General features: G+C 33.3%; 19 protein-coding genes. 6 read left to right on the top strand and 13 right to left on the bottom strand.

From position 1 onward, the window contains the following. The first annotated feature begins 23 nt into the window (after positions 1-23). Positions 24-1187, top strand: coding sequence for a pyridoxal-phosphate-dependent aminotransferase family protein (locus HMPREF3154_RS05540; RefSeq protein ID WP_023350108.1), 1164 nt, complete (start codon positions 24-26; stop codon positions 1185-1187). Continuing rightward, positions 1177-2772, top strand: coding sequence for a phosphoglycerate dehydrogenase (serA, locus tag HMPREF3154_RS05545; protein WP_023350107.1), 1596 nt, complete (start codon positions 1177-1179; stop codon positions 2770-2772). Before HMPREF3154_RS05540 ends, serA begins: the two co-directional genes overlap by 11 nt. 45 nt (positions 2773-2817) lie before the next feature. On the opposite strand, the gene HMPREF3154_RS05550 is transcribed toward serA, so the two are convergent. From HMPREF3154_RS05550 to HMPREF3154_RS05560, 3 genes are all read right to left on the bottom strand, one after another. Then, positions 2818-3945 carry an HAD family hydrolase gene (locus HMPREF3154_RS05550; protein WP_023350106.1) on the bottom strand — a complete coding sequence of 376 codons (1128 nt, stop codon included), beginning with the start codon at positions 3943-3945 and terminating at the stop codon, positions 2818-2820. A gap of 111 nt (positions 3946-4056) precedes the next feature. After that, a complete protein-coding gene (gene nagE, locus HMPREF3154_RS05555) occupies positions 4057-5526 on the bottom strand; it encodes an N-acetylglucosamine-specific PTS transporter subunit IIBC (protein WP_023350104.1) in 1470 nt (489 codons plus the stop codon). Between the two features lie 261 nt (positions 5527-5787). Next, complete coding sequence (locus tag HMPREF3154_RS05560; RefSeq protein ID WP_023350103.1) at positions 5788-6411, bottom strand: lysophospholipid acyltransferase family protein; 624 nt, start codon at positions 6409-6411, stop codon at positions 5788-5790. A 216-nt stretch (positions 6412-6627) separates the two neighbouring features. Here HMPREF3154_RS05560 and HMPREF3154_RS05565 point away from each other — a divergent pair, with 216 nt between their 5' ends. After that, a complete protein-coding gene (locus HMPREF3154_RS05565; RefSeq protein ID WP_023350102.1) occupies positions 6628-7875 on the top strand; it encodes a S1C family serine protease in 1248 nt (415 codons plus the stop codon). Positions 7876-7942: 67 nt separating this feature from the next. Here the strand turns inward: HMPREF3154_RS05565 and HMPREF3154_RS05570 are convergent, their stop codons facing one another. The 3 genes from HMPREF3154_RS05570 to tyrS all read right to left on the bottom strand — a co-directional run bounded on the left by HMPREF3154_RS05570 (position 7943) and on the right by tyrS (position 11300). Further along, positions 7943-9361: a DHA2 family efflux MFS transporter permease subunit gene (locus HMPREF3154_RS05570; RefSeq protein ID WP_023350101.1), complete on the bottom strand. Its 1419-nt coding sequence runs from the start codon at positions 9359-9361 to the stop codon at positions 7943-7945. 136 nt (positions 9362-9497) lie between these two features. After that, complete coding sequence (locus tag HMPREF3154_RS05575; protein WP_023350100.1) at positions 9498-9962, bottom strand: MarR family transcriptional regulator; 465 nt, start codon at positions 9960-9962, stop codon at positions 9498-9500. Between the two features lie 75 nt (positions 9963-10037). Further along, a complete protein-coding gene (gene tyrS / locus HMPREF3154_RS05580) occupies positions 10038-11300 on the bottom strand; it encodes a tyrosine--tRNA ligase (protein WP_002434727.1) in 1263 nt (420 codons plus the stop codon). Positions 11301-11753: 453 nt separating this feature from the next. On the opposite strand from tyrS, the gene HMPREF3154_RS05585 reads away from it, so the two are divergent. After that, positions 11754-12668, top strand: coding sequence for a transglycosylase domain-containing protein (locus tag HMPREF3154_RS05585; protein ID WP_023350099.1), 915 nt, complete (start codon positions 11754-11756; stop codon positions 12666-12668). A 77-nt stretch (positions 12669-12745) separates the two neighbouring features. Here HMPREF3154_RS05585 and HMPREF3154_RS05590 read toward each other — a convergent pair whose 3' ends face one another. Together HMPREF3154_RS05590 and acsA are read right to left on the bottom strand one after the other, a co-directional pair. After that, positions 12746-14413 carry a formate--tetrahydrofolate ligase gene (locus HMPREF3154_RS05590; RefSeq protein ID WP_023350098.1) on the bottom strand — a complete coding sequence of 556 codons (1668 nt, stop codon included), beginning with the start codon at positions 14411-14413 and terminating at the stop codon, positions 12746-12748. 203 nt (positions 14414-14616) lie between these two features. Further along, positions 14617-16326 carry an acetate--CoA ligase gene (gene acsA / locus HMPREF3154_RS05595; protein WP_070474441.1) on the bottom strand — a complete coding sequence of 570 codons (1710 nt, stop codon included), beginning with the start codon at positions 16324-16326 and terminating at the stop codon, positions 14617-14619. 173 nt (positions 16327-16499) lie between these two features. Here acsA and HMPREF3154_RS05600 point away from each other — a divergent pair, with 173 nt between their 5' ends. Further along, positions 16500-17132, top strand: a complete 633-nt coding sequence (locus HMPREF3154_RS05600) for a GNAT family N-acetyltransferase (RefSeq protein ID WP_023350096.1) — start codon at positions 16500-16502, stop codon at positions 17130-17132. Positions 17133-17234: 102 nt separating this feature from the next. Further along, a complete protein-coding gene (locus HMPREF3154_RS05605; protein ID WP_023350095.1) occupies positions 17235-18407 on the top strand; it encodes an acetoin utilization protein AcuC in 1173 nt (390 codons plus the stop codon). 101 nt (positions 18408-18508) lie between these two features. Here the strand turns inward: HMPREF3154_RS05605 and ccpA are convergent, their stop codons facing one another. The 5 genes from ccpA to murC form a co-directional block, all read right to left on the bottom strand. Further along, on the bottom strand, positions 18509-19498 hold the full coding sequence (ccpA, locus tag HMPREF3154_RS05610; RefSeq protein ID WP_070474444.1) for a catabolite control protein A: 990 nt from the start codon (positions 19496-19498) through the stop codon (positions 18509-18511). A gap of 290 nt (positions 19499-19788) precedes the next feature. Further along, the gene (locus HMPREF3154_RS05615; protein WP_023350093.1) at positions 19789-20880 is read right to left on the bottom strand and encodes a bifunctional 3-deoxy-7-phosphoheptulonate synthase/chorismate mutase; all 1092 of its coding nucleotides are present in this window, start codon (positions 20878-20880) and stop codon (positions 19789-19791) included. A 259-nt stretch (positions 20881-21139) separates the two neighbouring features. Beyond that, positions 21140-22648, bottom strand: coding sequence for a coiled-coil domain-containing protein (locus tag HMPREF3154_RS05620; protein ID WP_070474447.1), 1509 nt, complete (start codon positions 22646-22648; stop codon positions 21140-21142). A gap of 75 nt (positions 22649-22723) precedes the next feature. Next, positions 22724-23248, bottom strand: a complete 525-nt coding sequence (locus tag HMPREF3154_RS05625; protein WP_002453468.1) for a DUF948 domain-containing protein — start codon at positions 23246-23248, stop codon at positions 22724-22726. Between the two features lie 74 nt (positions 23249-23322). Beyond that, positions 23323-24636 (bottom strand): UDP-N-acetylmuramate--L-alanine ligase, encoded by a 1314-nt coding sequence (murC, locus tag HMPREF3154_RS05630; protein ID WP_002434715.1) that lies wholly within the window; start codon positions 24634-24636, stop codon positions 23323-23325. Positions 24637-24655 lie beyond the last annotated feature (19 nt).

The raw sequence follows: 24655 nt of genomic DNA on the forward strand, positions 1-24655 counted from the left end.
ATCTTACAGTGGGAGGAATGTTTATGCAGTATTACCAACCTTTATTATTAACTCCAGGTCCAACGCCAGTTCCAAATTCAATTATGAGCGCGATTCAATTACCTATGGTCGGACATAGATCAAAAGATTTTGAAGACATAGCTGATGAAGCATTTAAAGGTTTGAAACCTATTTTCGGTACAAAGAATGAAGTACTCATATTAACTTCTAGTGGTACAAGTGTTCTTGAAGCAAGTATGCTGAATATCGTAAATCCAGATGATCACATCGTTATTATTGTCTCAGGTGCATTTGGAAATAGATTTAAACAAATCGCTGAGACATACTATAAAAATGTGCACGTTTACGATGTTACATGGGGAGAAGCTGTTGACGTTAATGATTTCATTAAATTTTTAAAACAATTAAATCATCGTGTTACAGCGGTATTCTCTCAGTTTTGTGAAACTTCTACAGGCGTATTACATCCTGTACATGAATTAGGTCATGCTCTTAAAAATTATGACAATTCACTGTACTTTGTCGTAGATGGTGTAAGTTGTATTGGTGCAGTTGAAGTTGATTTAATTAAAGATAAAATTGACGTTCTTGTTTCAGGTAGCCAAAAAGCCATCATGTTACCTCCTGGTGTTGCTTTTGTTGCTTATAGTGACAGAGCTAAAGATCGTTTTGCTGAAGTAACTACACCTCGATTTTATTTAGATTTAAATAAATATCTTAGCTCTCAAGAACAGAATTCTACACCTTTCACTCCTAATGTTGCTTTATTTAGAGGAGTTAATGCATATGTAGAATTGGTTAAACATGAGGGATTAAATCATGTTATAAAGCGCCATTATAGCATACGTAACGCTTTACGTACTGCTTTAAAATCTCTTGATTTAGAGTTATTAGTTAAAGATGATTCATATGCCTCTCCTACTGTAACGTCTTTCGTACCTAAAGACAAAGAAGAATTAACTTATTTAAAAGATCAACTTAAATCACGTTTCAATATTACAATTGCTGGTGGTCAAGGACATTTGAAAGGTCATATATTACGCATTGGTCATATGGGGAAAGTGTCTCCATTTGATATCCTCTCTGTTGTTTCAGCAATAGAAATTCTTTTAACTGAATCTAGAAATAAAAATTATATCGGCAAAGGTATTGCTCAATTTATGGAGGTTATCAAACATGAGTCATAAAATTTTAGTATCAGATCCTATTTCTGAAGAAGGTTTAAAAAGTTTATTAGATAATAATGAATTTGAAGTGGATATTCAAACTGATTTATCGGAAGAAGAGTTAATCAATATCATCGGCAATTATGAAGGATTAATTGTACGTAGTCAGACTCAAGTCACTGATAAAATTATCAACTCAGCTTCACGTCTTAAAGTTATCGCTCGAGCGGGTGTTGGGGTTGATAATATTGATATTGAAGCTGCAACGTTAAAGGGTATCTTAGTGATTAATGCCCCTGATGGTAATACAATTTCTGCAACAGAACATTCAATTGCAATGATTTTAGCAATGGCTCGCAATATCCCTCAAGCGCATCAATCATTACGTAATAAAGAATGGAATCGCAAAGCGTTTCGCGGAGTAGAACTATATGGTAAAACACTAGGTGTCATCGGAGCTGGACGTATTGGTCTAGGTGTTGCAAAACGTGCTCAAAGTTTTGGCATGAAAATTTTAGCATTCGATCCTTATTTAACTGAAGACAAAGCGAAATCTCTAGATATTCAAAATGCAACTGTTGATGAAATTGCTGAACAAGCTGACTTCGTTACAGTTCATACGCCTTTAACACCTAAAACACGTGGCATTGTTGGGGAGTCATTTTTCAACAAAGCTAAACCAAATCTCCAAATTATTAATGTTGCAAGAGGTGGAATTATTGATGAAGAAGCACTTATTCATGCTCTAGACAATAATTTGATAGATCGTGCTGCCATTGATGTCTTTGAACATGAGCCACCTACAGATTCTCTATTAATTTCTCATGATAAAATAATAGTTACTCCACATTTAGGCGCTTCTACAGTTGAAGCCCAAGAAAAAGTAGCTGTTTCAGTTTCAGAGGAAATTGTAGATATATTAACAAATGGAACGGTTGAACATGCAGTAAATGCTCCAAAAATGGATTTAAGTAATGTTGATGAAACAGTCAAATCATTCGTTGATTTAGGTACAACTATAGGTGAATTTGCAATTCAATTATTAGAGGGAGCTCCAAGTGAAATTAAAATTACCTTTGCTGGAGACTTAGCCACGAATGATACAAGTTTAATAACTAGGACAATTGTGACGAATATACTTAAAGAAGATTTAGGTGAAGAAGTTAATATTATTAATGCTTTAGCTTTATTGAACCAACAAGGTGTAACATATAATATTGAAAAGCAGAAAAAACATTCTGATTTTAGTAGTTATGTAGAACTTAAGTTAACTAATGATAAAGATCAAATTAAAATCGGAGCTACAGTTCTAGCAGGATTTGGTCCAAGAATCGTTCGAATTAATGACTTCTCACTTGATTTCAAGCCAAATGAGTATCAAATAGTAACTTGTCATAAAGATAAACCTGGCATTGTTGGTCAAACTGGTAACCTTTTAGGTAGTCATGGTATTAATATCGCCTCTATGACATTAGGTAGAAATAATGAAGGTGGCGACGCACTTATGATTCTATCAATTGATCAACAAGCCTCTTTAGATGTTATCAATATTTTACGTGAAACTGGCGGTTTTAATAGAATTATTAGTACAAAACTTACAATATAATTTTTAAGGCTACAGAACATTTTAATCTCGTTCTGTAGCCAATTTTTATAGTAGAATATTCCTTATTTTAGTAACATCCTCAACGATGTAATCAGCACCATATTCTTCGAGTTCTGGCTGCGCTTTATCACCTTTTAGACCTGTTAACGTCCCTATAAATGTAGCGCCAATTTTTTTCGCACTTAATAAGTCAGCAAGTGAATCACCAACTATATAAACCTCGTCTTTATTCACTATATTTTCCTGATGAGTAGCATACTCCTTGTATCTATTTCTGTCATTACCATTCAATGTAGCTATATAACTAAATGGGTTAGGTTTACCTAAAGGTTGATACTCTGGGTAATCACTCTCAGCATCTAACACCTCACTGGCAGTAACAATGTGTTCATCATCAAAATATGATTTAAGTCCTAATGATTCGAAAGGAATGATTGTTTCTGTTCTAGGACGACCTGTAGCAATCGCTAGATGATAACCCGCTTCCTTTAAATGTTGTAATAATAATTGAATTTCTTCCTGAGGTTTAAGTATCACTTCTTCATAAATGAATCCCTTTTTAAAATCTAATAATGCGGTACCCTCTTCTACTTTATTGAATAAATCCTTACCTAAATACCATTCTTGATATGTATCTTTAGCGAGTTGCCATAAATTACTTTTTAATTTAAATAATTTTGTATCATCAATTTCTAATTGGTCTTTAGCATATGATTCTAAATCTTCATATATAGCATCTTTCCCATTTCTGAAGGAATCAATAACTTCTAAAGGTTTCTCGTAATCTATCTCTTTATGTAATAAATGTTTATTCATTTCGAATAAAGTTTTTTCATTAAAAGTACTAGAATTTAAAAACTCACATCTATGTGATTGATCAAGTTGCTTAGCAAGATCAATTAAATGAATACTAAATACGATAAAAAGCATATCCCAATTAGAATTTAATCCTAATGATTTTAATTGATTCAATATTTTATCATGTTGAAATACACGTTCTCGTATTTCCTGAATCTTTTTATCATTTAAATCATTTTCAAAATCTATGTATGTTCCACAACCTAAAAAAATACCTTCACTCGTCAAAAGTTCTTCTACAGTTATTGCTGAAACATCAAAACAGCGTTCTTCACTCAAAAATACACCATCAACATCAAATAATATGGACTTCACTACTTACACCTGGCCTTTCAGAAAATTCTGATACAACTTATATTACATGTTTAATGTTAAAAGGGCAAACCTTCAATAGATTTGCCCTTCCATAAGATATTTTGATAACTATTACATTTGTTTCTCTATTTCATCTGCAACTTGTTGAACATGTGTACCAATAATCACTTGTGTTGAGTGTTTACCACTTTTAGTAACCCCTACTGCACCTGCATTTTTAATTTTCTGTTCATCTATAATAGAATTATCATTTAATTCCATTCTTAAACGCGTAGCACAGTTATTTAAACTTGAAATATTATCACTGCCGCCTAGTCCATCTAAAATTTGTGAGGCTGTATGATAATATTTGCCTTTAGATTCTGAATATGTAGCAGAATTATTTTCAGACGTAGCGTTTGCCGTTGGATCCGCAAGTTCGTTATCCCCTCGACCAATTGTATTCAAGTTAAACACTTGGATGACGAATCTAAAAATAGCGTAATATAAAATAAAGAATATGATACCTTGAACTAGTAACATCCATGGCTTATTTGACACTGGGTTAACGAGTGATAAGACAAAGTCAATCAACCCAGCACTAAATGAGAAACCAGCTGTCCAGTGAAAGATAGCCGCTATAAATAGCGATAAACCTGTTAACGCAGCATGAATGACAAATAAAACTGGTGCAACGAACATGAAAGCAAATTCAATTGGTTCAGTTACTCCAACAAAGAAAGCAGAAATAGAACTTGCTAAGAACCAAGCGTAGACTTGTTTTTTCTGACTAGATTTCGCTGTATGATACATCGCAAGCGCCGCCGCTGGTATACCAAACATCATTACAGGAAAGAACCCTGCTTGGTAACGACCAGTAATACCTTTAACTGCATCTTTACCACTTTGGAATTTACCTATGTCATTGATTCCGGCAGTATCAAACCAGAATACATTATTTAATGCATGATGTAATCCAGTTGGTATAAGCAAACGGTTAAAGAAACCATATAACAATGCACCAAATGGTCCCATACCTACTATCCATTTACCAAAAGTAACAATTGCATTAAATACTGGTGGCCATACAAAAAGTAAAACAATAGCTAAAAATGTACAGAAAAAAGCGGTCATGATAGGTACTAAACGTTTACCACTAAAGAATGACAGTGCCACAGGCAATTCAGTTTCACTAAATTTGTTATAGCAAAATGCTGCAATTAAACCAATTAAAATCCCTACAAAGACATTCCCATTTGTCATTTGCTCAAAAGCACTATTAACATCTGTCGTTTTTACTTGTAATAGAGGTGCTAGTTTTTTAGGCGATAGCACGACTGTGACTATGAAAAATCCTAAAGTCGCAGCTAATGCAACTGCACCATCATTTTTCTTAGCCATACCTATCGCAACACCAATTGCAAATAATATTCCTAGTTGTTCGAGTATCGTTTCCCCTACACTTGTAAAGAACATTGCAACTTGTGGCAAAATTGATAGTGCGTCTAGCACGTGACCTATCCCTACAATAATTGCTGCAGCAGGTAATACTGCAACAGGTAGCATTAACGACCTACCTAAGTTTTGAAAAAATTTGTACATGAACATCATCCCTCTAATAAAATTTCAAATTACATTAAACATTGAAATGCTTTTCATATATTAATAATTAATTTTACTTAATTAATTTACCATAAAATAAGACTTTAGAGATGCACTATTTTTAATTAATTATAACTATTTCGTGAGTTTATGCCTTTTACATGTAAACGTTTTATTTATCATCAAAAATTTAAGAACGTCAATTTTTCAAATTTAGGTTAATTGACGTTCTCATATACAAAGCGTTTATAACTTACTTAATTAGTCCTCTAAACGTTTAGCAATCTCATTGAGTTCTTTTTGTAATTGATTTGTGCGTTTTTCTATTTCTTTAGTAAGATATTCTACTTTTTCATTTCGTTTTAAATCTTTTGGAATATCTGTTGTATCAATTGGTTCACCAATTTTTATCATCGCTTGTCCTGTAATTAAGCCATGAATTTTTTTTGGACCTACATATGCAGCCGGTAAAATTGGTGCTTTACCTAACATTGCTATAGTTGCAGCACCACGTTTTAATGGTGCACCTTCCATAGATGTACGGTGACCTGTTGGGAAGATACCAACTGTTTTATGTTCTTTAAGTAGATTGATAGGTCTTTTTAATGTGCTTGGACCTGGATTCTCTCTATCTACAGGGAAGGCATTTAAAGAGCTTAAGAATTTACCGCCCCATTTATTACTAAATAATTCTTTTTTAGCCATATAATGAATTTGATTTGGTAGTAATGCCATACCTAACATAATCACTTCATTATAGCTTTCATGTGTACAAGTCACTACATATTTACTATCTTTAGGAATATTTTCTTTTCCAATTACATATAATGATTTAGCCATTTTGACTAAAATGACGTCTAAAATTTTACTTATAATGCTGTACATTATGTCACCCGCTTCTTGATTTTGTTTTTTAACATATAAATTTTATCATTTCCCTTAATCGAGAACAATAGACGTCCCTGTTACGTGATTAAAGTTATCATTTTTAAAATTGAACTACCTTTCAAAATACGTCTAAAGTCTGATAGTCGTTTACTAGCCAAATTCTTAAAAAAATTACATAATTAGATAGAAGAGAATATTATTTGGAGGTTACATATGTCAGATCAAACACAACAACATCAGTCACACGACAATTACCAACGTCCTTCATACAATAAAAAGCCCAAATTTCCTTGGTTTAAGACAATTATAGTTGCGCTTATTGCGGGAATTATTGGTGCACTACTTGTATTAGGTATAGGAAAGGTTCTTAATCATACTGTTCTCAATCATGATGGTGCATCTGTTCAAGAGGTATCAAATAGTAAGGGCGGTAACCAACTTGATGGTAAAAGTGATAAATACAAGTCGGTTCACGATATGATTAAGGATGTGTCACCGGCCATAGTTGGAGTTATTAATATGCAAAAATCTTCAAGCTTAGATGATTTATTAAAAGGCAAATCATCAAAACCTGAAGAAGCAGGTATTGGTTCTGGTGTTATCTATCAAATCAGCAATGGTTCAGCTTACATCGTTACGAATAATCATGTCGTCGATGGTGCATCCGAAATTAAAGTACAGTTACATAATTCCAAGCAGGTAAAAGCGAAGTTAATTGGTAAAGACGCTCTTACTGATATTGCAGTTCTTAAGATTGAGGACACTAAAGGTATTAAGTCTATCAAATTCGCTAACTCATCTAAAGTACAGACTGGAGATAGCGTCTTCGCAATGGGTAACCCACTTGGTTTAGAGTTCGCCAATTCAGTTACTTCGGGAATTATTTCAGCGAGTGAACGAACTATTGATGCCAATACATCTGCAGGTAATACTAAAGTTAATGTTTTACAAACTGATGCGGCTATTAACCCTGGTAACTCTGGTGGTGCGTTAGTTGATATCAACGGTAATTTAGTGGGTATTAATTCTATGAAAATTGCGTCCGAGCAAGTAGAAGGTATAGGGTTTGCTATACCAAGTAATGAGGTTAAAGTCACGATTGAACAACTCGTTAAACATGGTAAAATTGAACGCCCTTCTATAGGAATAGGATTAATCAACCTAAGTGAAATACCTGAATCTTATCGTAAAGAGTTGCATACAACTAAGGATTCTGGGGTTTATGTTGCTAAAGCCGATAATAGTAATAATGTTAAAAAAGGAGACATTATTACTCAAGTAGATGGTAAGAAAGTCAAAGAGGATACTGATTTAAGATCATATCTTTACGAACATAAAAAACCTGGTGAAACGATTACCTTAACAGTCATTAGAGATGGCAAGACTAAAGATATTGAAGTAAAATTGAAAGAACAGACACGAACTTCATCATCACAATCTCAAAGTCAATTTGCGCAATAATTGTTTGACCTTAATAATCAAATAAGCCAAGAGACATTAACAATAGTGTCTCTTGGCTTTTCTGTATTTATGATTCGATTTTTTTGGATTTGTGCGTAAGAAATAACGCAGGTAAAACGATAAGTAACAATGCTACAGTTGAGACTAAGAAACCTGCATGATAAGCTCTTAAACTTTGTAAAATTGATGGATGATTTAGTGCTAACATAGATGCTACTACAGTTGCGATAATGGCTGTACCTAGACTAGAACCAATATTTTCAATCATATTAATCCCTACACCCGCTTCGGCAATTTGTTTATCGTCAATGCCTTGATAAGCATCGCTTGTAAGACCAAGATTTATCCCACCTACGCTACATCCTCTTATAAAAAGTATCAAAGACAACCATACAATATGCGTGTGATTTGAAACAACCATCAATGGCACTGTACCAAACATGGCTATAATAATGCTCACTATGACAACATATTTCGCACCGATTTGGTCAATCATTTTCCCAATATAAGGTCTTGTAATTAACATACCTAGACCTTGAGGTATTAAAGCTAAAGAAGCTTCAATAGCAGTATAATGTTTAAAGTTCTGGAAGAATAATGGAATAATTAACATTGGTCCCATAATTCCTATATTGGCAAGTAACAATCCAATAGATGACGCAGCATATTTCTTTTGTGTAAATAAATTGATTGGTAGAACTGTATGATAATGTCTTAGACGATTATAAATACAATAAGTAATCGTTAAAAGTATTCCCATGATAATGTATATCATTGGTTTCAAAGTAAAGAATGTACCATCATCAGAAGCTTTCGTCACACCATAGATTATGCTGATACTCATAAATGATAATAATAATATTCCAATTACATCTAATTTACTGTCTTTATTAAATGGTTCAAATTGAGGTACATATTTATTCATCAATGGTATTGCAATGATAACGATAAAGATATTAATAAAAAATATCCAACGCCAGCTCGCAAAATGGATAATAAATCCTCCAAGAACAGGGCCCAATATAGGACCGAAGATCATGGGCGTACTAACCACTGCCATAACCTTACCAATATGGTCTTGCCCTGCTGTTTTCACAAGTAATGTAAACATTAAAGTTGTGATAACTCCCGCACTAAATCCTTGTAAAATTCTAAAGATATTAAATACGATAATATTCCAACTCACTCCAGCTAATATAGAAGTTAAGCCAAAAGCGGCCATTGCTAAAATAAAAACCTTCTTTCCATTAAACTGATTCATAAACCAACCGGACAATGGTACAGCAATGGCGAGCGCTAATACGTAACCTGTAATTCCCCACTGAACAATATCTAGAGAACTATTAAATGTATGATTAAGTTGTTTAATAGCTATATTTATCATTGTTGAATCTAACATTGGAGCGATGGCGCCTAAAGCAATTGCCCAAGCTGCAGTCATTACCTCTTTAGTGACACCATTGGATTGAGAATGAGATGTTACCATTTGTATTCTCCTTCGTTCAAATTGTTTCTTCGTCAACAAAATATACACTCGTTTTGTTTCTTTGTCAACAATAATTCGGTAAAAATTTAGGATACTGCAATTTCATTGTATTTAAGAAATTACAATATCCCCATATTCAATGTAATAATCCTTGCTTTTTTATTTCATGATCAAGGTGCGCATTATATTTTTCAGCAAAACGCATCATTGATTTAAATTCGTCTTCGGTGATATTATCAAACACCTCTTGATCCCTACGTTGAAATTCTTTATGAAGTTCTTCATGGGTTTGGTATATTTGCTGACCCGCTTCGGTCAACCGAAAATAAACTTCCTTTTTATTATTAGGATTTTTATAACTCTCTATTAAGCCTCTTTGCTCAAGACGTTTCGTAAGTTTACTTATCGCGCCTCGTGTCATAAATAATGCTTCTGTTAATCGCCTTACATTAGGTTCGTTAAGCTCTTCAATTGCTTCAATACAATGAACTTCACTTGGTTTATTTCCTTTAAGCGCTTCTTCCATTTTTCCTTTGTTTAGCCAAGCAATTTTATTAAAGATATCCCGAAAATTTTTCATCATCAATTGTTCTTTATTCACACTACGCACCTCCTATTATTGAAAATAAACCTCCCAATCAATGAGATGATTAGGAGGTCATTTTTAACACATCACTTATTGATAATTAACCATGAAATATTTTTTCTTACCACGACGAATAATTGTAAACTCATTATCAATTTTATCGTCATTGCTTAATTCATAATCAACTGACTGTTGACGTTCGCCATTAATATAGATAGCACCATTATTAACATCTTCACGTGCTTGTCGTTTAGAAGTAGCAATACCTGTTTCAATTAACGCTTCAATAATATTCGTTGTTTCAGAAGATAATGAAACTTGAGGTACATCTTTGAAACCTTCTTTTAATTCTTTACCAGTTAATGATTTCAAGTCACCGCTAAATAAAGCCTTAGAAATTCTAATCGCATCATTTAGCGCCTCCTCACCATGAATAAATTTAGTTACGTTTTCTGCTAATGCTTTTTGAGCTTCACGAAGATGTGGCGCCTCTTCTTTAGATTGTTCTAAACGATCAATCTCTTCTTTATCTAAGAATGTAAAGTATTTTAAGAATTTAATCACATCTTCATCAGATTGGTTAATCCAGAATTGATAGAATTCATAAGGACTTGTCTTTTCAGGGTCTAGCCACACCGCGCCTGACTCTGATTTACCAAATTTCTTACCGTCAGATTTAGTTACTAATGGGATTGTAAGACCAAACGCTTCAGTTTGACCGTACATACGGCGCATTAATTCGATACCACTTGTAATGTTACCCCATTGATCTGAGCCACCAACTTGAATTTTACAATTTAATTCACGATTTAAATGACCGAAATCGATAGCTTGTAAAATAGTATAAGTAAATTCCGTATAAGAAATACCGTGTTCTAAACGTGTTTGAATGGAATCTTTACCTAACATGTAGTTGACGCCTACATGTTTACCATAATCACGTAAAAAGCTAATTAAAGATATTTGTCCAAGCCAATCTTTATTGTTGACTAAAACCGCACCTTTATCTGTACCAAATTCAAATAAGCGATGCATTTGCTTTGATAATCCTTGTACGTTAGCTTCCACTTGTTCTTCAGTTTGTAAAACACGTTCTTCTGATTTACCAGATGGATCACCAATCATACCTGTACCGCCACCGATAAGCACGATTGGACGATGACCATGTTCTTGGAAACGTCTTAAAGTTAGGAATGGTAGTAAATGTCCAATGTGTAAACTATCTGCAGTAGGATCAGCACCACAATATAAAGTAACTTGTTCTTTATTTAATAAATCTTCAATACCTTGTTCGTCAGTTTGTTGATATATTAAACCTCTCCATTTTAAATCTTCAATTAATGCATTAGCCATTGCTAACATCCTCCCTTAATATTTTTATAGTTATTATTTTGTTTTGAAAATGGTTACTCGTGAGTGTGTAATTTAATAAAAAGTATTTGATATTGCATTTAATTTATTTTTCAAAAATAAATTTTTAATATAAATCAAATAAAAAGCCCTTACATCTTAACATGTAAGGGCGCTTATGCACGGTACCACCATACTTTAACAAGAGTTTATGTACTCTTGAAAAACTTTATTAATGAGACGTTCATTAATGAAACGTTGAATAACTTTATAGAGGTGTATTCACATATAAGCAAATGCTAGTTCGCAGCGACCACTAACTCTCTGTAATCTTCCTTAAATGCTACTTCTCCTCGTATCCAAAACATATTGAATTGAATTTAATTATAGATAACATTATTTTAAAAGTCAACTTCATGAATATGGTATACTATACCTAAATTTAGGAGGTATACGATGCACAACAATAAGAATATTTCACAATCAACGGATAGATATGTGCAATTCGAACGTATTTATAAGAAAATCAAACATATTTGTGTAGGCATTTTTGTTGTATTTTCCATAATTGGAATCGCATTGATTTTAGCGTTAGTGATATACTTCCATCATTTAACTAAGGAAGCGTCCTCTATTAGTGATAATGAGTTAAAGCAGAAAGTGTTACACCTTCCTGGCGATGAACTAATAAATCATAGTAACAAACATATTTTAGAAGAATATGATCATTCTCTTAATACTCTGATTGTGGGACCTAAATCTGTAAATCCGAATGTGATAAAAGCACTTACCTCATCCGAAGATACTCTCTTCTATAAACATAATGGTATCTTACCTAAAGCATTAATGAGAGCAATGTTTCAAGATATTATTGATGCAAATGAAACATCAGGTGGTAGTACGATTACACAACAACTAATTAAAAACCAAGTTTTAACAGATAAAAAGACATATAGTAGAAAAGCAAATGAAATTATTTTGGCTATGAGACTTGAGAAACTTCTATCTAAAAATGAAATCATATATACTTATCTGAATATTGTTCCGTTTGGTCATGATTATAATGGGGCCAATATTACTGGTATAGCATCAGCTTCATATAGCTTATTTGGTGTAGCTGCCAAAGATTTAAACATTGCTCAGTCCGCTTATTTAGTAGGACTCTTACAAAGTCCTTATGGTTATACTCCGTATGATAACCAAGGTAATTTAAAAAGTAATCGGATATTACATTATAGTATTCACCGTCAGCGTTATGTTTTAAAGCGTATGCTTGTGGAGGGCAAAATTTCAAAAAAACAATACATTAAAGCGAAAAAGTATCGTATTAAATCACACTTACTCACTCACCCTCCTCAACAAGGTGCGTAGTCATAATAAGTAAAAAAGCACTAGTGACTTGTAAAATCACTAGTGCTTATTATCTTTAGAAATGTATTGTTTAAAAATTAGAATAGTCCAATCGCTTGTCCATCATCAGTAACATCCATATTAAGTGCAGCTGGTTTCTTAGGTAAACCTGGCATTGTCATAATTGCACCAGTTAACGCTACAATAAATCCTGCACCTGTTTTTGCTTCTAGTTCTCTGATTGTAATTTCAAAATCTGTTGGAGCACCTAATGCTGTTTGATCATCACTGAATGAATATTGTGTTTTAGCCATGCACACTGGATAATTGTCCCATCCATTTTCTTTAAATTGCTTTAATTGCTTTTGAGCCTTACTACTGAACGTAACTTTTGAACCACCATAAATTTCTTTAACGATTGTTTCAATTTTACTTTCAAGTGGTTGTTCTAATTCATATAAGTGTTTAAATGTTTGAGGCTGATCAATGACTTCAAGTACGTGATGAGCTAAATCAACTCCACCTTTACCGCCTTTTTCCCATACTTCAGTTATCGCAATGCGTACACCTTGTTCTTGAGCCCATTGTTTAACAAACTCAGTTTCTGCTTCCGTATCATGTATAAATGCATTTAAAGCGATAACAGGTTCAAGGCCATATTTCTTCACATTGTTAACGTGACGTTCAAGGTTTACAATACCCGCTTTAACCGCTTCTAGGTTTTCCTCTTTAAGTTGATCTTTAGCAACACCACCATGCATTTTTAGTGCTCGAATCGTTGCAACTACCACTACCGCTGATGGTTCAAAGCCTGCCTCGCGTGATTTAATATTGATAAACTTTTCAGCACCTAAATCTGAACCGAAGCCAGCTTCCGTAACAACGATATCTGCTAAATTCCTAGCTGTTTCAGTAGCTAATATAGAGTTACAACCATGTGCGATATTAGCAAATGGTCCACCGTGCACAAGTGCTGGTGTACCTTCTATCGTTTGAACTAAATTGGGTTTAATTGCATCTTTAAGTATTAACGCAAGTGCCCCTTCTACTTTTAAATCTTGAACTGTTACGGGTTTACGATCTCTAGTATAACCGATAGTAATACGACTAATTTTTTCTTTTAAATCCTTAATACTACGACTTAAGCATAAAATCGCCATTATCTCTGATGCCACTGTAATATTAAAACCATCTTCTCTTGGAACACCATTTGTTGGCCCACCCAATCCAACATTTACATAACGAAGTGCACGATCATTCATATCTAATACACGTTTCCACTCGATACGACGTAGATCAATGCCTAATTCATTACCTTGATGTAGATGGTTATCAATAAATGCAGATAATGCATTATTTGCAGTTGTTATTGCATGAAAATCACCATTGAAATGTAGGTTAATATCTTCCATTGGTAATACTTGTGCATATCCACCACCTGTGGCACCACCTTTAATACCAAAAGTTGGTCCAAGCGCTGGTTCACGTAATGCGACCATCACGTTTTGTTTTAACTCATTAAATGCATCTGCTAAACCTACTGTAACTGTGGATTTTCCTTCTCCAGCTGGCGTAGGACTCATAGCAGTCACTAATACAACTTTACCTTTTTTCTCTCTAGGTTTAATCTGATTAATATCTATTTTAGCTTTATAGTGTCCATATTGTTCAAGTGCATCTGCAGATATACCTGCTTTATCAGCAATTTCTCCAATAGGTTTTAATTGTGATTGATTTGCAATCTCTAAATCTGATAAATGTGCCAAACGATTCAACCCCTTGATCATTATGTAGTATTAATTAATATTAAATTATTTTTGATACGTCTTATATGGTTTATGATAACCGACTTAATTTCAATTGTCGAATATTTCAAGAATTATTCAAATCAATGTTCGTTCTTAAGAATGACTTTAACTTATTTGAAAATGAGAGCTAAAGCTGATACTTTAGCTCTCAATTATTAATTTTAATCTTCCATTGTACTCAAATCACCTGCATCTAAATCTAATTCCCAAGCTTTAAGCACACGTCTCATAATTTTACCTGAACGTGTTTTTGGCAACTTGTCTTTAAATTCAATTTCTCTAGGCGCAGCATGTGCTGATAACCCTTTTTTAACATATTTACGGATATCTTCTTTTAAATCATCTGATGGTTCATATCCTTGTCTTAATGCAACGAAGGCTTTAATAATTTCTCCACGAACTGGATCAGGTTTACCAATAACACCTGCTTCCGCTACGGCTTCATGTTCTACTAATTTTGATTCAACCTCAAATGGTCCAACACGTTCTCCGGCTGTCATAATAACGTCATCAACTCGTCCTTGGAACCAGTAGTATCCATCCTCATCTTTATAAGCAGAGTCACCAGAAACATACCAATCTCCGATAAAGTATGAGTTAAACTTTTCAGGATTTTTCCAAATAGAATGCATCATAGAAGGCCAACCCTTCTTAATTGCTAAATTACCCATACGATTAGGTGGGAGTTCATTACCTTCATCATCTATGATTGCTGCCTCAATACCAGGTAGTGGTTTACCCATAGAACCTAGTTTAATATCCATAGTTGGGTAATTTACAATCATATGTCCACCTGTTTCAGTCATCCACCATGTATCTAAAACACGTTTATCATAGACATCTTTCGCCCATTTTATTACTTCTGGATTTAGTGGTTCTCCTACAGATAAAATTGACCGTACAGATGATAAATCGTATTTTTCAACGATATCGTCTCCAGCACTCATTAACATACGAAGTGCTGTTGGTGCGGTATACCATATCATAACTTTAAATTCTTCTAACATGCTATACCAAGATTCAGGTGAGAATCGCCCACCGGCTATGCAATTCGTAACCCCATTTAACCAAGGAGCAAAGACTCCGTAAGATGTACCAGTTACCCATCCTGGATCAGCAGTGCACCAATAAACATCATCTTCTTTTAAATCTAATACGTATTTTCCTGAGATATAATGTAATAGCATTGCTTGTTGGACGTTCAATACACCCTTAGGTTGTCCTGTAGAACCTGATGTATAGTGAAGAATTAATCCATCATCTGGCGCTAGCCACTCAATATTAAATTCCTCGCTAGCTTGTCCCATTTCTTTATTAAAATCAATGTATTCACCATCAACGTCATCATCTACAACAATGATTGTTTCTAAATGAGGTAATTTATCTTTCGGAATTCTAGGAAGTAATGCTTTATTCGTAATGACTACTTTAGCTTCACTATTAGCTAAACGATCTGCTACAGCCTTCTCCATGAACGCTTCAAATAATGGACCCACAATCGCACCAATTTTTAAAATACCTAAGAACGCAAAGTACAATTCAGGTGTACGAGACATAAAGATAAAAACACGATCTCCTTTTTTAACATCCGCCTTATCTTTAAGAACATTAGCTGCTTGATTTGATAACTTTTTTAAATCACTATAAGTGTATGATTCTTTACGTTTCTCATCTTTATAATTTAAGGCTATTTTTTCCCCTTTTCCGTTATCAACATGACGATCGATACATTCATACGCCATATTCATTTTTCCTGTTTCATACCAAGAAAATGATTTTTCTATCTCTTTCCAATCGAAATTTTGATAAGCTTCATTATAATTCTCTAAATTGTAATCCCCTGGTTCTCTTTTATACACTTCAACTTTCATAATTAAATCCCCCTTGTTCATGAAATCGCTTTCTTTAAAAGTAATTATACATATAATTTTCACATTTTTCAAAAATCTTTGTATTCTATTACTATTTAATTGTTCATGTACAACCTTTTTATATATAATAAGTTTAATAACAAGTTAAGTCACCTGCATAAGGAGATGATAACGTGAGACATGTTAAAACTTATGTAACTAAGAATCTTAAACTAAGTGACACTACTTTTGTCATTGAAGGACCTATTTCGTACAATTTTTTGAAAACGCTTACTTTAGATAACCAGCTTAATGCATTCCGCCTACCTCAGGATCAGTATGAAGCACTTTTAGAGATTACTGAACTACCTGAAGGTCGTGTCTATATCATTCGTCAAGACAAGCATATCGTGGGATATGTGACATATCATTATCCTGATGAATTCGAAAGATGGTCCGAGGGTCATTTGACCTATTTAATTGAACTAGGAGCCATAGAGATAAGTCCTACATACCGTCACTTACATTTAGGTGGCGAGCTTATTGCGACTAGTTTATCTGCGGATGAATTTGAAGATTATATTGTATTGACTACTGAATATTATTGGCATTGGGATTTGGATCAAGCACAGCTAGATGTTTTCGAGTATAAGAAATTGATGCAAAAGTTAATGTCTAAAGGTGGATTAGAAATTTTTGCTACAGATGATCCTGAAATCACTAGCCACCCTGCTAATTGTTTAATGGCACGTATTGGCAAACGTATCACTTTGTCACAACAACAAGCTTTTGACAATCTTAGATATAAAAATAAATTCTTCTTTTGACATACTACAAAAGTATCTAATTTCAAAAGTATCATAGTTAAATATCTCGCATTCAAATAAAGTTAATCAAAATAGTGAGAATGTTGTTACGGGGGGAACATCATGCCAAATAAAAATTTAAGTACTGGTTATGTTTATTCTGAAGATCTCTTACAATACCGCTTTAGTAACGAACACCCTTTCAATCAAATGAGGCTTAAACTAACGACTGAGTTGTTAAAGGACGCGAACTTTTTAAAGGATGAGCATATCGTAATACCACGTATAGCTACAGATGAAGAACTCGCATTAATTCATCAATATGATTATATTCAAGCTATTCGTCACGCATCACATGGTATATTAAGTGAACACGAGGCAAAGAAATATGGACTCAATGGTGATGATACGCTTCAATTTAAACATATGCATCGTCATAGCGCTCGGATTGTAGGAGGAGCGCTTAATTTAGCGGATTGTATCATGGATGGAACATTTATTAATGGATGCCATCTCGGTGGTGGTTTACATCACGCACTACCCGGACGAGCGAATGGCTTTTGCATTTATAATGATGTTGCTATAACTGCAAAGTATTTAGTTGAAAAATATCATCAACGCGTCATGGTTATTGATACAGATGCACATCATGGAGATGGTACACAATGGAGCTTTTATACAGACAATAGAATTATGACTTATTCCATTCATGAGACAGGAAAATTTTTATTCCCGGGCTCTGGTCATTATACTGAACGTGGTGAAGATATAGGATATGGTTATACGGTAAATGTGCCTCTTGAACCTTATACTGAAGATGCCTCTTATCTAGAGGTATTTAAAGAAACTGTAGAACCATTAGTTGCAGCTTTTAAGCCTGATATCATTTTAAGCGTTCATGGTGTAGATATCCATTATAGAGATCCACTTACACACATGAACTGTACATTAAATAGCCTATATTCTATTCCATATATAATCCAAGATTTAGCAAAACGCTATTGTAATCATAAAGTATTAATGTTCGGGGGCGGAGGTTATAATATTTGGAGAGTTGTCCCTCGAGCTTGGAGTCACGTCTTTTTAAGTTTAATCGGGGAGCCTATTCAACAAGGTTACCTACCGTTAAATTGGATTAATAAATGGAAGTTATATAGTACTGTCAAACTACCAAAACGCTGGGAAGATCGTTTAAATGATTATGCTTATATACCAAGAACTAAAGAAATATCTGATAAAAATCTTAGAATTGCTAAACAGGTTGCAAGTTGGTATGAACGTTATAGCGATATTTAATAATATATTAAAAAGGGTGCTCAATGAATCATGATGAAACATCAAGTACCCTTTTAAAATTTATATTACGTTTTCACTTCACTTAACAATCATTTATAATTTTAATTAGTCGTTCCACGATATTCTATTCTGTGAGGAAGAATTACATTTGGTTCTTCAATGTCTTCTTCATTCATATATTTTGTCAATAATCTCATGCCTACTGCACCGATATCATATAGTGGTTGTATAACACTAGATAGTTGTGGGCGTACCATTTCGACTAAACGTGTGTTGTTAAAGCTTAAAATTTGTAAGTCTTCAGGTACATTAACCCCAGCATCTAATGCGCTGTGTAAAATACCAATTGCCTGCTCGTCACTAATTGAAAGAATAGCATCAGGCATATTATTTTGTAATTTTTCAAATGCTTTGATTCCCTCTTTATAGCTTTCTTTACCAGAGAAATGTAATGCCTCATCAAGTTCTAAATGATGTTGATTTAAAACTTTTGTTAAACCTTGTAATACATCATCTTGTGCTTTTTTAGAATAATCGCCACCAACAAGTGCAAATTTCTTAGCACCTTTTTCAATCATATGTTTAGTGGCTTCTTCAGCAGCTTGTTTGAAATCAATATTAACTGATGCAATATGATCATCTTTACCATTTGTTCCTGATACCACAACTGGAACTGAAGATTGATTAATTAAATCTTTAATTTCTTCTGAAATAGTACCACCAAGGAAAATAATACCATCAACTTGTTTACTTAATAAATTATTAAAGATTTCTTTCTCTTTTTCAGGGTCATTATCAGAATTGGAGATGATTGAGTGATATTTATACATTGTTGCAATATCCTCAAGACCTCGCGCGAGTTGTGAATAATAAACATTTGAAATATCTGGAATTATCACACCTACAGTTGTAGTACGTTTACTTGCAAGTCCTCGTGCAACTGCGTTAGGTCTATAATTTAGCTTCTTGATGACCTCATTGACTTTGTTTCTCGTTTCAGGTTTTACGTTTTGATTGCCGTTAACTACACGTGATACAGTTGCCATCGACACACGAGATTCTCTAGCTACATCATAAATCGTTACAGTCATAATTTCCTCCTTGTAAGCGTTTCATTGCTTATAATATCGTGTTTTCATATCATTTTCAAAGTTTATCATATTTATGGTTATTGTGAAATGATTTTGTTCTTTTGTCACATTTCTGTCAGAAAAAGCAAGTGCAATTCATTTATATTATATACTTTTCGCTTAAAAAATTTAAATAAATTAAAATTGAAAATTTAATTTAAGTTAAATTCATTAAAAAATAAAAAGACTACATCACTATTCAAGAAAAGAATAACTGAGTAGTCAATTTAGTATAAATGATTGCAAAATGTTTATTTTAACTTTTTAGCATTATACATATCTGCAAGTGGCTTAAGTTCATTGTAAAAATCATTAAACTCATTCAAATCCATTTGTTGTCCAGCATCACTTAATGCAACTGATGGATCAGGATGAACTTCAGCCATTACGCCATCAGCACCAACGGCTAATGCTGCTTTTGCAGTTGGTAGCATAATATCTTTTCTGCCTGTACTATGAGTTACATCAACCATTACTGGTAAGTGTGTACCTTGTTTTAAAATAGGTACTGCAGAAATATCAAGTGTATTACGAGTCGCCTTTTCATATGTACGTATTCCTCGTTCACATAAAATAATATTTCTGTTGCCTTGAGAAGCAATGTATTCAGCTGCATAAGTAAACTCTTCAATTGTTGCAGATAGACCTCGTTTTAAAAGAATTGGTTTGTTTGTACGACCAGCTTCTTTTAACAGTTCAAAGTTCTGCATATTACGTGCACCAATTTGGAAAACATCTAAATATTCGTCTGCTACTTCAAAGTCATTAGGATTTACAATTTCACTGACTACATTAAGATTAAACTTATCTTTTACATTTTTAAGGATTTTTAATCCTTCTACACCAAGTCCTTGGAAATCGTAAGGAGATGTACGTGGTTTGAATGCTCCACCTCTAATAAATTTTTCTCCTCTAGATTGTAAATCTTTAGCAACAGCATCTACTTGTTCTTGTGATTCAACTGAACAAGGTCCAAATACAAATGATTTATTACCATCACCAATAATGCCACCATTATCAAATTTCACAATAGTATCTTCAGGTTTTAATTTTCGTGATACGTATAGATGTTTTTCGTTTTCAGATTTTTGTAAATCAGTAGAGGCTTTAAAAATTTCTTTAAACAACTGCTTGATTACATTATCATTAAATGGACCCTCATTTCGATCCAATAAATCATTAATCATTTCTTTTTCACGTTGAGGATCATATACTTGAGTTCCTTGTTTAATTTTTTCTTCTCCAATTTTTTGAGCTAACTCGCCTCTTTTAGATAACAATTCTAAAATTTGATAGTTTAATGAGACAATTTCCTCTCTGTATTCTTCCAATTTATTAGTCATTTCTACTCACCTCTAAGATATAGTTATGTATGAAAGTATATTACTTTAAAGCGATAAAATAAAAGTATTTAGACTTAATTCTAACAATTTCATTTTTATAGTTCAAGCGCATATTTACAGAAAATAGAAAATTTTCTGTAAACGCCAACTGCAATATACATTTTGGTGAAAACTTTTCAACATTTACTTATGAATTAGAAAATAAAAAAGCTGAGACAATATGATAATGCCTCAGCTTAAATATATATTGTAAGTTTAATTAATCATTGAATGTACGTTTTTCAATCTTGCTATTTGCTTTCTCAACTTTTTGTTGATTATTATTTGATTGATTTTGTTGTTTTTGAGTTCTGTTGTTTTGTTTAGGCGTATTACTTTGTTTTTTACTTGTATTTGCCTTTTTATTAGATTTTGCGTTTGTTTTGTTACCTTTACTATTAGATTTTTGAGTACCTTTTATAGAATTCTCATGGGTAACTACGCCTTTATCGAATGTCGCACTTTCTTGTGATTTATTTACTTTATCTTCTTTAGAGGTAGAAGATTGACCTTTTTTAGAGTTTGTTGATTGCTTAGTAGTTTGAGTTACAAGATTAGGTACATTATTATTTTTCTTACCTTTAGGTAATGCTGGTTCAGCTAATAATGCTTCAGTGAGCTGTGATTCTTTAGATCCTTTAGTTAGTTTAGATTTTTTTGCTTTTGCAGCTGTAGCTAGTCGATTTGCAAATGAACCATCACTTGAACCTGTGTCATTCTCATTTTTCTTTGTAACTAAATTAGGTACCTCTTTGTCAGCAGATTTAGGTACACTTGATTCACTTGTGAGATCATTTGTATTTTTAGCAACTTGGCTGTCATTAGTGATTTTATCGTTTTTTGTTTTAGCAGCTGTAGCTAAATTTTCTGCTTGCGTTTTTTGATGGGCATCTTCATTTTTGCCTTCTTTAGTAGTAGGATCAGCTAAATCATTATCACTTGATTCTTTTTTAATAGCTGTTTGAGCAATAGCTATTTCTTCAGCTGATGGTTTTTTATCACTTTCGATATGTGATGCTTCTTGACTATCTTCCTTATGTGATTCAGCTTTAGCTTCTTGTATCTCTTGCGCTTCTGGTGACTGATCTGCTAATTTTGATTCTTGTTGAATTGCATTTTGCTGTGCTGTTAACTCTGATGCTGATGGTTTATTTTGTTGGTCTTGTGATTCAGCTTTAGCTTCCTGTATCTCTTGTGCTTCTGGTGACTGGTCAGCTAATTTTGATTCTTGTTGAATCGCATTTTGTTGAGCTGTTAATTCTGTAGCTGATGGTTTATTTTGTTGTTCAAAGTCGTCTTTAGTAGCTTCTAATTTAGCTTCTTGAATTTCTTGAGCCTCAGGTGATTGATCTGATAGATTATTGTCACTAACTTCTCTTTGGATTGCTACTTTTTGTGCTTGTAATTCATCAGAAGTTAAACCGTCTTTAGAACGATTTCTGAAGTTCTCTACTCTATCTCTTACAGAATTAACGGTGTTTTCTGCCTGTTCTTTATAATTAAGTACTTTATTTCTTAAATCTTGTTCTTTATCTCTTAATTCATCTGTTTTTTTATATACTTTATTTTTATAAAAAAGACCTAAAGCAGAGCCAACGATTGCACTAGCAATAAAACTTACTACGAAGTCTTTACGTTTAGGCGTATTTGATGAATTGCGTGACGTACGGTTATATAAATCACGACCTGTATTATTTCTCTCAAAATTATCGCGGTTATAGTGTTCCATAACGATTCCTCCTAAAACAAAAGCACTTAAATAAGTAAAAACCTCATTTAAGTGCATTTAATTCATTCGTATTAATTATTTGTTAACACGTGTAGTGTAACTATGATCAGAATTGTATTCTGAATTTGAATAGCTATGATTTGCATCGTCAGCTACAGTGTTTGCTTTGTAGTTTGCACTTCCTCTACGGTAGTATCTATTTTGCCATTTGTCAGCAATTTCCATTGCCACATTTGACCATTGAACTACTTGAGAAATTTTATCTTCATTTTGAGAAATATTGTGCGTAATTGAGTTAGTTACTCGGTCTACAGAACCATTTAAAGTTTGAACTGAGTCGCCGATACCTTTAACAGCATCTACAACAGAATTTAAACGATCCACTTTACCTTGAATATCTTCAGTTAAGCGATTTGCTTTATGAAGTAAATCAGTAGTTTCTCGAGTAATACCTTGAACTTGACCTTCAACACCATCAAGTGTTTTAGCCACGTAATCTAAATTTTTCTTAACAGAAATTAAAACTACAACGATACCGATACATAAAATTAAGAACGCTATCGCAGCGATAATTCCTGCAATTGGTAAAATCCAATCCATTAAAAACGCCTCCTAAATACCATAAAATAAAAGTCATTAATATTTAATACCCATGATGTTTTATTATAAACATATTAAAACTCATTTTTTACGCCTAATTTTTCTAAATAAGCTTTAAGTAACTTTTGAATGTCACCAGCGCCCATAAATAAAATGACTGCGTTATCAAATTCTTTTAATATGTCAATACTATTTTCATCTATTAGCGACGAGCCGTCAATACGTTCAATTAAATCTTGTATAGTTAATTCACCTGTATTTTCTCTAATAGAACCAAAAATTTCACATAAGAATACGCGATCTGCTTTACTTAAACTAGATGCGAATTCGTCTAGAAAAGCTTGAGTTCTAGAGAACGTGTGAGGTTGGAAGACAGCTACTACTTCTTTCTGTGGATATTTCTTTCTAGCTGATTCAATTGTAGCACTAATTTCTCTAGGATGGTGAGCGTAATCGTCTACTAATACTTGATTAGATACTTTTGTTTCGTTAAAGCGACGTTTTACACCACCAAAAGTGACTAATGCATCTTTAATGTTGTCAACATTCATCTTTTCTAAATAACTAATCGCAATAACTGAAAGCGCATTTAAAATATTATGGTCACCAAATTGTGGTGATAAGAACTGATCATAAAATTCCCCGTTAGTATAAACATCAAACTGAGTACCTTTTTCGGTGATTTGAATATTTTTAGCATAAATATCGTCAGTCTCTTTAAAACCATAATAATAAATTGGTACATCAGCCTCTAATTTACGTAAATAGTCATCATCACCCCATGCAATTATGGCCTTCTTAACGTTATGAGCCATATCTTGGAAAGCATCATAGACATCTTCAATATTTTTAAAATAATCTGGATGATCAAAATCAATATTCGTCATAATCGCATAATCTGGATGATAACTTAAGAAATGTCTACGGTACTCACAAGCTTCGAATGCAAAATAATCGCTTCCAGGCAATCCCATGCCAGTACCATCACCAATTAAGAATGATGTCTTTTTATCTCCGTTCATAACATGTGACAATAGACCAGTTGTTGAAGTTTTACCGTGAGCACCTGTAACAGCTACAGATGTATATTGATTTATAACATGACCTAGGAAGTCATGATATTTAATGACATCAAGTTTTAATTCATGAGCTTTAACTATTTCTTCATGATTGTCTGAAAATGCATTACCCTGAATGACAACCATGCCTTCTTTAATATTTTCAACATCAAAAGGTAAAATTTTGATGCCTTTGTTACGTAGAGCAACTTCGGTAAATACGTATTTTTCTATGTCTGAACCTTGGACTTCATGACCAAGATCATGCATGATTTGTGCTAATGAACTCATGCCGGAGCCTTTAATTCCGACAAAATGATAGTGCGTCATTTTAATACTCCTTACTCAA

The sequence above is a fragment of the Staphylococcus sp. HMSC06C11 genome (assembly GCF_001808345.1).
GTDB lineage: Bacteria > Bacillota > Bacilli > Staphylococcales > Staphylococcaceae > Staphylococcus > Staphylococcus capitis.

What these genes read in the sequence shown, in the direction of transcription:
- HMPREF3154_RS05540 (WP_023350108.1), top strand. Translation starts at nt 24, where the DNA reads ATGCAGTATTACCAACCTTTATTATTAACTCCAGGTCCAACGCCAGTT.
- serA (WP_023350107.1), top strand. Translation starts at nt 1,177, where the DNA reads ATGAGTCATAAAATTTTAGTATCAGATCCTATTTCTGAAGAAGGTTTA.
- nagE (WP_023350104.1), bottom strand. Translation starts at nt 5,526, where the DNA reads ATGTACAAATTTTTTCAAAACTTAGGTAGGTCGTTAATGCTACCTGTT.
- HMPREF3154_RS05560 (WP_023350103.1), bottom strand. Translation starts at nt 6,411, where the DNA reads ATGTACAGCATTATAAGTAAAATTTTAGACGTCATTTTAGTCAAAATG.
- HMPREF3154_RS05565 (WP_023350102.1), top strand. Translation starts at nt 6,628, where the DNA reads ATGTCAGATCAAACACAACAACATCAGTCACACGACAATTACCAACGT.
- HMPREF3154_RS05570 (WP_023350101.1), bottom strand. Translation starts at nt 9,361, where the DNA reads ATGGTAACATCTCATTCTCAATCCAATGGTGTCACTAAAGAGGTAATG.
- tyrS (WP_002434727.1), bottom strand. Translation starts at nt 11,300, where the DNA reads ATGGCTAATGCATTAATTGAAGATTTAAAATGGAGAGGTTTAATATAT.
- HMPREF3154_RS05585 (WP_023350099.1), top strand. Translation starts at nt 11,754, where the DNA reads ATGCACAACAATAAGAATATTTCACAATCAACGGATAGATATGTGCAA.
- acsA (WP_070474441.1), bottom strand. Translation starts at nt 16,326, where the DNA reads ATGAAAGTTGAAGTGTATAAAAGAGAACCAGGGGATTACAATTTAGAG.
- HMPREF3154_RS05605 (WP_023350095.1), top strand. Translation starts at nt 17,235, where the DNA reads ATGCCAAATAAAAATTTAAGTACTGGTTATGTTTATTCTGAAGATCTC.
- ccpA (WP_070474444.1), bottom strand. Translation starts at nt 19,498, where the DNA reads ATGACTGTAACGATTTATGATGTAGCTAGAGAATCTCGTGTGTCGATG.
- HMPREF3154_RS05615 (WP_023350093.1), bottom strand. Translation starts at nt 20,880, where the DNA reads ATGACTAATAAATTGGAAGAATACAGAGAGGAAATTGTCTCATTAAAC.
- HMPREF3154_RS05620 (WP_070474447.1), bottom strand. Translation starts at nt 22,648, where the DNA reads ATGGAACACTATAACCGCGATAATTTTGAGAGAAATAATACAGGTCGT.
- HMPREF3154_RS05625 (WP_002453468.1), bottom strand. Translation starts at nt 23,248, where the DNA reads ATGGATTGGATTTTACCAATTGCAGGAATTATCGCTGCGATAGCGTTC.
- murC (WP_002434715.1), bottom strand. Translation starts at nt 24,636, where the DNA reads ATGACGCACTATCATTTTGTCGGAATTAAAGGCTCCGGCATGAGTTCA.